Below are 10,738 nucleotides of genomic sequence, written 5' to 3'. Positions count from 1 at the left end.
CCTCGATCAGCACGAACTCAAGTTCGGGGTCGGCGTGAAGTTCTAAGAACGGCCCGTCAGATCAGCAGAATGAGAGCCTCGCCATGTTGGCGGGGCTTTTGTATTCACCCCTATTCATACTCTATGACGTTGCGCTGTCGATCGGCGCGGCATATCTCCTCCACCCGCCCGATTTGGTGAAGGTAGGCGATGATGTCCTTTTTCAGATGGCCGACATCGCCGAACGCCTAGTGCCGTAAAACCGCGTCATGTGCCGGAAAATGTCGTAATCGGCGGCATTCGTTGCCGTCGATTACAGTCTCTACCATGTTGAATTCGTTGAATTTTTATGGTGAGAGCGTCGGGGTTCGAACCCGAGACCTACTGATTAAAAGTCAGTTGCTCTACCGGCTGAGCTACGCTCTCCCTCTCCGCGGGTGTGACCACCCCGGCTGGAAGTGGGCGGAACATAGGCAGGCGACCCATTGCGGTCAACCGAAAAATTTGCCTTTTTCCGGCTGTCGGCACATTTCTTGCGGGCAAAGGCATCTTGCCTTGCGGGCGCAAAGACAAATGTCTTGCGTGCAAAGGCATCTTGTCTTGCGCGCGCAAAAAGGTGATTGGCAATCCCGGAGCTGCAAAGCTAGGAACATCACGCAGATTGCAGCCGGAGAGAATGCGTGTCGATTGCCGATATTTCCCTGTGGAGCGCGTTGATTGCCGGAGCGCTTTCCTTTCTATCGCCCTGCGTGCTTCCCCTCGTCCCGCCTTATCTTTGCTATATGGCCGGCATTTCAGTCGAGCAGTTCCGCGGCGGCGGTGCGGTTGTGGTCGCGCCCGACGTCAGACGCGGCGTGTTCTTCTCTGCCCTCTTTTTCACGCTCGGCTTTGCCACCGTCTTCGTGGCGCTCGGCGCCGGTGCCTCCAGCATCGGCATGGCGCTTCGCCAGCATCTCGACCTCCTGTCGAAGATCGGCGGGCTGATCATCATCGTCATGGGGCTGAACTTTCTCGGCCTCTTTCGAATCGGGGTGCTTGCCCGCGAGGCGCGCTTCCAGGGCAGCGGCAAGCCGGCGACGCTGACGGGCGCGTATATCATGGGCCTTGCCTTCGCCTTCGGCTGGACGCCGTGCATCGGCCCGGTGCTCGGCGCCATTCTCGGCGTTGCCGCCTCGCGTGAGACGGTCGGCTCCGGCGCCGGGCTGCTCGCCATCTATTCGCTCGGCCTTGCCATCCCGTTCTGGATTGCCGCCGGCTTTTCCGGCGCCTTCATGCGCTTCCTGTCGCGCTTCCGCCGCCATCTCGGCACGGTGGAAAAGGTGATGGGTCTCTTCCTCGTGCTCACCGGCCTCGCCTTCCTGTTCGGTTGGGTCAGCAATGTGGCGATCTGGTTCCAGCAGACCTTTCCGATCCTGATGCAGATCGGCTAGGCGACGGGTTGCCGATTTTCCAGGCTATGCAGCAGGCTTGCCGCGTCCGCTGATCTGATCGACTCCGCGCTCTTCAGCACGCCGCCGGCAGTAAAAAGCCAGGCCTGCACCTATGCCCTGGTATGGCTTGCCCTGTCCCTCGGCCCCACCCGCCCTTATCCCTCGACCCAATCGATCGCAAATACGCCTCGATGTAGCGTCGTCGATGCCGTGTTTAAGGCGGCGGTCAGAAGGAGACGAACATGAACCTTGAGACAAAGACGAGCCGGGAAAACACCGCACACACCGGCAGACCTCGGCTCGACGAACTGGTTCCGTCGCGCTACGCGGTGCGGGTCGGCGAGATTGAGGTGCTGGTGGTCAGTGATGGAGTGCTACCGCTCCCTACCGCGATGCTGGGCCACAACATCGATCCGTCCGTCCGAGCGACCTGGCTGAAAGACATGTTCCTGCCAGCGGATGCTTTCGACTGGGCGCTGAACGTGGTCGTGGTGCGCAGCGGCGACCAGACCATACTCCTCGACGCCGGGCTGGGGATCGACCCGGACTTGCACCTGCCGCGGGCCGGGCAGTTGATCAAGCGCCTGGAGGCCGCCGGCATCGATCTGGCGTCGGTGACCGACGTGGTGCTGACCCACATGCACATGGACCATATTGGCGGGCTGCTGGTCGACGGGGTGAAGGACCAGCTGCGGCCGGACCTGCGGATCCACGTGGCTGCCGCCGAGGTCAAGTTCTGGGAGGCGCCCGATTTCTCCCGGGTCTCCATGCCGCCCGGGTTCCCGGACGCGCTTCGGGCGACCGCCAAGCGGTTCGCGAAGGAGTATCGCAGCCATTTCCGGCTGTTCGATGACGAGTACGAGGTGGCGCCGGGCGTGGTCGTCCATCGCACCGGCGGCCATACCCCCGGGCACAGCGTGATCCGCCTGGCGTCCGGCGGGGACAGGCTGATGTTTGCCGGCGACGCCGTGTTCGCGGTCGGGTTCGAACATCCGGACTGGTACAACGGCTTCGAACACGACCCCGAGGAGGCGGCGCGCGTTCGGGTCCGTCTTCTGCGGGAACTGGCGGAGACCGGCGAGCAGCTGGTGGCCACTCACCTGCCATTCCCCTCCGTCGGCCGGGTGGCGGTCGACGGCGACGCCTTTCGCTGGGTAGCGGCCTTCTGGGATTACTGATCGCGTGTTCGGTTGGCGGTAGAGCGTGTACTCAACGAGTCCACGCTCTATCGATTTGTTTTTGCGCAATTCCGGACGCAAAACCGCTACACAGTTTCGCTGGAATTGCTCTTGTTTCTGCGCAATTCCGAACGCAAAACCGCTACACACTTTCGCTGGAATTGCTTAAGTCAGATCCTGACCCGCCGACCATCCCCGCGTACTGGAAGACCTCTTGGCCGATATTGTCAGCCTGCTTTTGCCGTTCTTCGGCCTGATCCTGATCGGTTACATCGCCGCCAAGGCGACCAAGCAGCCGGCCGAAGCGCTCGGATGGCTGAATACCTTCATCATCTATGCCGCCCTTCCCGCTCTGTTCTTCAAGCTCGTCTCGCGCACGCCGATCGAAGAGCTGACGCGCGTCGATTTCATTGTCACCGACATCGCGGCGACCTATGCGGTCTTCATCCTGCTTTTCGTCATCGGCCGTCTCGTGCGCGGCAATTCGCTTGCCGATTGCACCATCCAGTCCTTTGCCGGCGCCTATGGCAATATCGGCTATATGGGGCCGGGCCTGGCACTCTTGGCGCTCGGCGAAGGCGCAGCCGTGCCGGTGGCGCTGATCATCTGCTTCGAGAACGCACTGCATTTCATCGTCGCGCCGGCGCTGATGGCGGCAGCCGGCGACGACAAGCGTTCAACAGGCCAGCTTGTCGCTGATATCGTCCGGAAGGTCGCGCTGCACCCCTTCATTTTGTCGACGGCGGCAGGCTTTGTGGTGGCCGCATTGCACATCGACCAGCCGCCGGCGTTTCAGCGCTTGGTCGATTATCTCGCCCAGGCGGCGGCTCCCTGCGCGCTCTTTGCCATGGGCGTGACGCTGGCGCTCCGGCCGCTGAAACGAATCCCGGCCGAGATCTCCTATATCGTGCCGGCGAAGCTGATCCTGCATCCGATCGCGGTTTTCATTGCGCTCACGGCGGTTGGCGGTTTCGAGCCGGTCTGGATCCAGGCCGCCGTGCTGCTCGCCTGCCTTCCGACGGCGACCAACGTCTTCGTCATCGGCCAGCAATACGGCGTCTGGCAGGAGCGCGCCTCGGCGACGATCCTGATCACGACGGTGCTATCGGTGGTGACTGTTTCGCTCTGGCTGATCGTGATCCGATCAGGCCTTCTTCCGCTTCAGCTTTTCCCGTAGCGCCTCCGGAATATCGCGGAAGCCGCGGCCTGGCTCGATGCCCTCGCGCATGACGATGTTGCGCAGTGGCGGTATGGCCGAGAGGATATGCAGGCCGGCAGCCCGCAGCATCTGGACAGGCAGGAAATCCGAAAGCAACGAGCGGTTGAGAATGTCGACGCTTGCCGTGCGCGTCATGATGTCGGCGCGGCGCCTGCGGTCGAAGCTTTCGCCGGCGTCAGCCGGTACCGGCAATTCCGCTCTGTCGCAGAGGATATCGGCAAGCGCCATGATATCGCGCAGGCTGAGGTTCAGCCCCTGTGCCCCGATCGGCGGGAAGACATGGGCGGCCTCGCCAATCAGCGCGATGCGTCCCTTGCCGAAACGATGCGCCATCATGCCGGAGAGCGGCCAGACCTGGACGCCCTCCTCGACATCAACCTTGCCGAGCATGGACTGCATGCGCGCCTCGACGAGCGCGCCGAGTTCGGCAAGCGGCAATTCCATGCGGCTCGCGGCTTCCGCGGGATCCTGCACCCAGACGAGGCTGGAGCGGCTTCCCGGCAGCGGCACCTGGGTGAAGGGGCCGTGTTTGGTGTGGAATTCGGTCGAGATATTCTGGTGCGGCAGCGAATGGGCGAAATTCAGCACCATGGCAGATTGCGGATAGGACCAGTTGCGAACAGTAATGCCGGATGTCTCGCGCAGCTTCGAGCCGCGGCCATCGGCGCCGACGGCAAAATCGGCCGACAGCGTCTCGCCGCCGGTCAGCGTGATCGAGACTGAAACGGCTGATATTTCGATCGATTCGGCCATATCGGTGAAACGGGTGATATTGCCCTCGCCGGCCGCAGCTTCTTCCAAAATGCCGGTCAGCGCCTTGTTCGGGAAATTGTAGCCGAAGGCATCGAGACCGACCTCGGCCGCGCGGAAGGTGGTCGTCGGCGCGCGCAGCAGCCGATCGGTACCGTCGACGATGCGCATGCTGGTGAGAGGAGCGGCTGCGGGGCGGAGCTTTTCCCAGAGCGCCAGGCGATCGAGGAAACGGATCGACTGATCCATCAGCGCCGTGGTGCGCCGGTCCTCTTTCGGGGCAACGGGTGCCACCAGCGCTACGCTGCGACCGCCGCGCGCCAGCGCGATTGCGGCGATCATGCCAGCGAGACCGCCACCGATCACCGCCACTTCGAATGTCTTCATGCTATCATTCCGCCATTCTAAAGCATGTCGTTATCGCAAAACCGCTGCACACTTTTGCGCGACATGCACTGCAACGGCGGACCGGTCGCTTATGCGGCCGGCTTCGCCTGACGGCGCCAACTATAGCCCTTGCCGGCTTCGGCGTCACGCACCGCCGGCTGATAATGATGGGGAATGGCGGGAAGACGGTTTTCGCCCAGCCGCTTCAGCGCCGTGGCGTTGGTGACGGAAAAGCTGTCGATGCCGACGCGCAGCATCAGCGGCACCTGATCGATCAGCACGTCGCCGACGGCGCGCAGCTCGTTGGTGTAGCCGAGGCGCTGACGCAGCAGCGAGGCATGGCTGAAGGCGCGGCCGTCGTTGAAAGCCGGAAAGGCGACGGCAACGATTTCAAGGCGATAGAGATAGGGCTCCAGCCGGCGCACGTCGTCGGCCGGCTTGATCAGCACGCCGAGGCCGACATCGTTGCTTTCGTCGGCCTTGGCGATCAGCTCGTCGAGACCAAGCAGCGGCTTCTGCTCCTCGGTCGCCTTCACCTCGTCGGTCTCGATCACCCAGGGATCGTTTTCGACAAAACCGGTTTCTCTCCAGATCTTCGTCATCATCCCCTCCTTATGCCGCTTCGGCGGCCGAGCCGTAGAGCGCAGTCTTGAACGGCTGCGGTCCGACACGGCGATAGGCGGCGAGGAAATTCTCGGACTGATCGAGGCGCAGGCCGAGATAGGTGTCGACGATCGTCTCGATCGCGTCGGTCACCCGGTCCGGCTCGAAGCCGCGGCCGATGATCTCGCCGATCGAGGTATGTTCGTCGCCGGAGCCGCCGAGGGTGATCTGGTAGAGTTCGGCGCCCTTCTTCTCCACACCGAGCAGGCCGATATGGCCGACATGGTGATGGCCGCAGGCATTGATGCAGCCGGAGATCTTGATCTTCAGCTCACCGATCTCGGCCTGGCGTTCGGCATCGCCGAAGCGGCGAGAGATTTCCTGCGCCAGCGGGATGGAGCGCGCATTGGCAAGCGCGCAGTAGTCCAGCCCCGGACAGGCAATGATATCGGTAATCAGGCCGGCATTGGCTTCCGCCAGATTGATGGCGACGAGGCCGCGATAGACGGCTTCGAGATCGGCAAGCGCCACATGCGGCAGGATCAGGTTCTGCTCATGGCTGACGCGGATTTCGTCGAAGGCATATTCCTCGGCCAGATCGGCGATCGCATCCATCTGCGCGTCGGAGGCATCGCCCGGAATGCCGCCGATCGGCTTCAGCGAGATCGTCACCATGCCGTAATCAGGGTTCTTGTGCGGCTGCACGTTCTGCTGGACCCAGCGGGAGAAACCGGAATCGGCCTTCTTCCAGCGGGCAAGATTTTCCCAGCCTTCGGCGCGCTCGGGCAGATCAGGCGGCGCGAAATAGGCAGCGATCGACTGGACGTCCTTTTCCGGCAGCTTGAGCTCGGTATCCTTCAGCGCGGCGAATTCAGCCTCCACCTGGCGCGTCAGCTCCTCGGTGCCAGTTTCGTGCACGAGGATCTTGATGCGGGCCTTGTACTTGTTGTCGCGGCGGCCGTGCAGATTGTACACACGCACGATTGCCGTGGTGTAGGAGAGCAGGTCTTCCTCGGGCAGGAAGTCGCGGATCAGCTTGGCGATCATCGGCGTACGGCCCTGGCCGCCGCCGACATAGACGGCAAAGCCGATCTCGCCCTTGTCGTTCGTCTTCACGTGCAGGCCGATATCATGGACCTGGATTGCGGCGCGGTCACGCTCGGCGCCGGTGACGGCGATCTTGAACTTGCGCGGCAGGAAGGAGAATTCCGGGTGGACCGACGACCACTGGCGCAGGATTTCGGCGTAAGGACGCGGATCGGCGATCTCATCGGCGGCGGCGCCGGCGAAGTGATCGGCGGTGACGTTTCTGATGCAGTTGCCCGAGGTCTGCAGCGCATGCATCTCGACGCTGGCAAGGTTGGCGAGCGCATCGGGAATATCGGACAGCTTCGGCCAGTTGAACTGCAGGTTCTGGCGCGTGGTGAAGTGGCCATAGCCGCGGTCATAGGTGCGGGCGATATGGGCGAGCATGCGCAGCTGGCGAGAGCTCAGCGTGCCATAGGGAATGGCGATGCGCAGCATGTAGGCGTGGAGCTGCAGGTAGACGCCGTTCATCAGGCGCAGCGGCTTGAACGCGTCCTCGGCGAGCTCGCCGGAAAGGCGGCGCTCGACCTGATCGCGAAACTGCTCGACGCGCTCGGTAACAAAGGCATGGTCAAATTCGTCGTAACGGTACATCGTCTTCCTCAGACTGCAATGAATTCGGGATCGGCAGGAGCGTAGCCCGGGGCATATTCCATGGTCGGGCCTTGCGCGCGGATGCGCTCGCGCAAGCGAAGCGGCCAGAGAATGCCGTTGGTTTCCTGAACGTCGACGACGGCGACGTCAACGACCTCGTTGTCGGCATAGGATTTTTTGCCGATCGCCTCCAGCGCGGCAACGGCCTCGGCATGACGGGCAACGAGCGCCTCCTGCAGCGAGGTGGACCACTTGCCGTTCGCATCCAGCCAGACGGCAATGCCGTCCGTCAGCCGGTTGGCGGTCAGAACCTTGTCACCCATATTCAGCTCCTTGCAAGTTCCTCGAGCCGGGCGTTTGCGCGCACCAGGGGCTCGGACAGTTCGAAATTGGCGCCGGCGACCGCATCGCCGATGATGACCATGACAGGCCCGGTCAATTCGTCGCGGTGCTGCAGATCGGGCAGATCGGCGAGCGTGCCATGCAGCAGGCGGCGATCGGCGCGGCTGGCATTTTCGATGACGGCAACGGTCGTTTCGGCGGGAATGCCCGCCTGCATCAGCCGCTCGGCGACGGAGGCAGCAACCGTGCGGCCCATATAGACGGCGATGGTCGCGCCGGAAACGGCAAGGCTTGCCCAATCGGGCAGCACGTCGCCTGTAAGATCATGGCCGGTGGTGAAGACCAGCGAGGAGGCAACGCCGCGCAGCGTCAGCGGCAGCTCGAAATCGGCAGCGGCTGCGAAAGCCGAGGTGATGCCAGGCACGACTTCATAGGTGATGCCGGCAGCGCGCAATGCCGCCATCTCTTCCCCTGCCCGGCCGTAGACCAGGGGATCACCGGATTTCAGACGGACGACGCGCTTGCCCTGACGGCCTAGATCGACCAGCAGGTCGTTGATTTCTTCCTGGGACTTCGAGTGGCAGCCCTTGCGCTTGCCGACGGAAAGCCGCTCGGCATCACGGCGGCCCATATCGACGATCGCCTGCGGCACGAGGGCGTCATAGACGATGACGTCAGCTTCCATCATCACGCGCTGGGCGCGCAACGTCAGCAGATCCTCGGCACCCGGACCGGCGCCGACCAGCCAGACGTGGCCGGCGACCTTGTCCATCGCGTGCAGCAGCCGGTCGGCGGCATGGCGGGCTTGCGGCAGGTTGCCATTGGCGACCGCATCGGCGACGGCACCGGAAAAGAAACGGCGCCAGAAGACCCGGCGGGAGACGCCTCTCGGAATCAGTTGGTCGACGGCCTTGCGGTAGCTCGTCGCCAGCCCGGCAAGGCGGCCGAGCGAGGGCGAAAGAAGCTGGTCGATCTGCGCGCGGATCATCTGCGCCAGAACCGGCCCTGCCCCTTCGGTGCCGATCGCAACGGCGACGGGCGCACGGTTGACCAGCGCCGGCGTGAAGAAATCGCAGTAATCGGGCTGATCGACGGCATTGGCCGGAATTCTGGCGGCGCGCGCAGCGTCGACGATGCTCCGGTCGTCGGCTTCATTGCCGGTTGCGGCGAAGACGAGCGCCGAACCCTCGACCTGTTCGGCGGAGAAGGCAGCGCGCACGGTCTCGATACGGTTGGCGATCAGGAACGCGTGGTAATCGGCTTCCGGCCGGTCGGCATAGGCGACAATCCGCGCCTTTGTGTTGAGCAGCAGCCGCACCTTGGCGAAAGCTTCATCGCCATTGCCGAAGACAGCCGTCTTCTGGCCTTCCACGCGAAAGAAGGCGGGAAATACCGAAAGCTGTTCAGTCTTGGGAGGCATCATCAATCCACTTCGAAGTTGCCGGAATATGCCCTTGATCGACAAGGGATTGAAGGAACAGAAATTCGAAAGCCCAAGCAAGCAGGTATTCTTTTGCTCGTGCCGTCCGTGATTTGAGAAAAGTCACCCGTGCTGCCAAAAAGCCGCATATTCCCAGCCCGCTTGCTGCAGTGCAGAATAAAGCCTGTGACAAAAAACGTCCACCGGTGCTTCACGCATTTCACTCGCGCCGCCAAGGCGATAGACTGAGGAAAACTGGAGGGCCCTCATGCCTGATAAGACCATTGCCTCCCGCCTGCTTTCGGTGATGGAAGACGATATCCTGCCGCTGACGGAGCGTGGCGTTTCGCTTGGCAATAAGGTGTTCGGTGCGGCGATCCTGCGGAAATCCGATCTTTCGCTTGTCGTCGCCGAGACCAATAACGAGCTGGAGAATCCGCTCTGGCACGGCGAGGTGCATACGCTGAAGCGCTTCTACGAGCTTGGCGACAAGCCGCCGACCAAGGATTTGATCTTCCTGTCGACGCACGAACCCTGCACCATGTGCGTGTCGGCGATCACCTGGGCCGGCTTCGACAATTTCTACTATTTTTTCAGCCATGAGGATTCGCGCGACGCCTTCGCCATTCCGCACGACCTGAAGATCCTGAAGGAGGTCTTCGGGCTTGAACCCGGCGGCTATCGCAGGCAAAACGCCTTCTGGAACAGCTTTGCCGTCGCCGATCTCGTCGAGACCGAGGAGGCTCCGCTGAAGACCGCGCTGAAGACACAGACCGCCCGCATCAAGGCGCGCTACGACGCGCTGTCGACCAGCTACCAGTCGTCGAAGAGCGCCAACGACATTCCATTGAACTAAGCCCGCTGAACCGAGGCAACATGCAACCTTCCAAAGACATTTCGCGGCTGATCGAGATCATGGCGGCGCTGCGCCATCCCGAAACCGGCTGCCCCTGGGACATCGTGCAGAACTTCGAGACGATCAAGCCCTATACGATCGAGGAGGCCTATGAGGTCTCCGATGCGATCGAGCGTGGCGATATGGACGATCTCTGCGACGAACTGGGCGACTTGCTGCTGCAGGTGGTCTTTCACGCCCGCATGGCCGAGGAGGCCGGCGAATTTTCCTTCGGCGACGTGGTCAACGCCATCACCGCCAAGATGATCCGCCGCCATCCGCACGTCTTTGCCCGCTCGGCGGCGGATACGCCGGACGCGGTGAAGATCCAATGGGACGAGATCAAGCAGGCGGAGAAACGCGAGCGCGCCGAACGGCGCTCGCGGCGCGGCATCACCGAGGACGTCAACAGCGGCTTCCTCGGCTCGGTGCAGCGCAGCTTCCCGGCCCTGACGGAAGCCCTGAAGCTACAGGAACGCGCCGCCAAGGTCGGCTTCGATTGGTCAGCACCGGAGCCGATCCTCGACAAGATCGAGGAGGAGATCGGCGAATTGCGGGCAGCCCTTCGCGAAGGCGATCAGGCAAAGGTCAGCGACGAGCTCGGCGACCTGATCTTCGCGGTCGTCAATATCGGCCGTCACGTCAAGGCCGATCCGGAACAGGCAGTGCGCGGAACGAATACGAAATTCCGTCGTCGGTTCAGCCATATAGAACAGGTTCTTGAAGCAGAAGGCGAGACGCTGAAAGACGCGACGCTGGAGCGGATGGAGGAAATCTGGCAGGCAGCGAAGGCGATCGAGCGGGCTGTGACGTCGGGGGCGGAGTGAGCGGAACGTTGCCACGTCCCCCTTGAAC

10 protein-coding genes and 1 tRNA gene are annotated in these 10,738 nt (G+C 62.6%); 5 read left to right on the top strand and 6 right to left on the bottom strand.

Annotated features, from left to right (window positions below; all coding sequences use genetic code 11):
• Positions 1–329 precede the first annotated feature (329 nt).
• Positions 330–405, bottom strand: a tRNA-Lys gene (locus AC1D2N_RS21740).
• Between the two features lie 254 nt (positions 406–659).
• Here AC1D2N_RS21740 and AC1D2N_RS21735 point away from each other — a divergent pair.
• The 3 genes from AC1D2N_RS21735 to AC1D2N_RS21725 all read left to right on the top strand — a co-directional run bounded on the left by AC1D2N_RS21735 (position 660) and on the right by AC1D2N_RS21725 (position 3,764).
• Complete coding sequence (locus AC1D2N_RS21735; protein ID WP_018241932.1) at positions 660–1,409, top strand: cytochrome c biogenesis CcdA family protein; 750 nt, start codon at positions 660–662, stop codon at positions 1,407–1,409.
• A gap of 242 nt (positions 1,410–1,651) precedes the next feature.
• Positions 1,652–2,587, top strand: coding sequence for an MBL fold metallo-hydrolase (locus AC1D2N_RS21730; RefSeq protein WP_130652334.1), 936 nt, complete (start codon positions 1,652–1,654; stop codon positions 2,585–2,587).
• Positions 2,588–2,801: 214 nt separating this feature from the next.
• Positions 2,802–3,764, top strand: a complete 963-nt coding sequence (locus AC1D2N_RS21725) for an AEC family transporter (protein WP_130652333.1) — start codon at positions 2,802–2,804, stop codon at positions 3,762–3,764.
• Here the strand turns inward: AC1D2N_RS21725 and AC1D2N_RS21720 are convergent.
• The 5 genes from AC1D2N_RS21720 to cysG all read right to left on the bottom strand — a co-directional run bounded on the left by AC1D2N_RS21720 (position 3,732) and on the right by cysG (position 8,988).
• Positions 3,732–4,943: a UbiH/UbiF family hydroxylase gene (locus tag AC1D2N_RS21720; protein WP_130652332.1), complete on the bottom strand. Its 1,212-nt coding sequence runs from the start codon at positions 4,941–4,943 to the stop codon at positions 3,732–3,734. The genes AC1D2N_RS21725 and AC1D2N_RS21720 overlap by 33 nt on opposite strands.
• Positions 4,944–5,032: 89 nt before the next feature.
• A complete protein-coding gene (locus tag AC1D2N_RS21715) occupies positions 5,033–5,545 on the bottom strand; it encodes a DUF934 domain-containing protein (RefSeq protein ID WP_018241928.1) in 513 nt (170 codons plus the stop codon).
• A gap of 10 nt (positions 5,546–5,555) precedes the next feature.
• Positions 5,556–7,226: a nitrite/sulfite reductase gene (locus AC1D2N_RS21710; RefSeq protein WP_130652331.1), complete on the bottom strand. Its 1,671-nt coding sequence runs from the start codon at positions 7,224–7,226 to the stop codon at positions 5,556–5,558.
• A gap of 8 nt (positions 7,227–7,234) precedes the next feature.
• Positions 7,235–7,549 (bottom strand): DUF2849 domain-containing protein, encoded by a 315-nt coding sequence (locus tag AC1D2N_RS21705; RefSeq protein WP_011651871.1) that lies wholly within the window; start codon positions 7,547–7,549, stop codon positions 7,235–7,237.
• A gap of 2 nt (positions 7,550–7,551) precedes the next feature.
• Positions 7,552–8,988: a siroheme synthase CysG gene (cysG, locus tag AC1D2N_RS21700; protein ID WP_112906557.1), complete on the bottom strand. Its 1,437-nt coding sequence runs from the start codon at positions 8,986–8,988 to the stop codon at positions 7,552–7,554.
• 268 nt (positions 8,989–9,256) lie between these two features.
• On the opposite strand from cysG, the gene AC1D2N_RS21695 reads away from it, so the two are divergent.
• Both AC1D2N_RS21695 and mazG read left to right on the top strand, forming a co-directional pair.
• Positions 9,257–9,844 carry a deaminase gene (locus tag AC1D2N_RS21695; protein ID WP_130652330.1) on the top strand — a complete coding sequence of 196 codons (588 nt, stop codon included), beginning with the start codon at positions 9,257–9,259 and terminating at the stop codon, positions 9,842–9,844.
• Between the two features lie 20 nt (positions 9,845–9,864).
• Positions 9,865–10,710, top strand: coding sequence for a nucleoside triphosphate pyrophosphohydrolase (mazG, locus tag AC1D2N_RS21690; protein ID WP_130652329.1), 846 nt, complete (start codon positions 9,865–9,867; stop codon positions 10,708–10,710).
• Positions 10,711–10,738: the final 28 nt, after the last annotated feature.

This window comes from Rhizobium sp. P1_B8 (assembly GCF_056406515.1).
The sequence above is the reverse complement of the archived record's forward strand: the minus strand, read 5'-3'. Positions and strand labels throughout refer to the sequence as shown.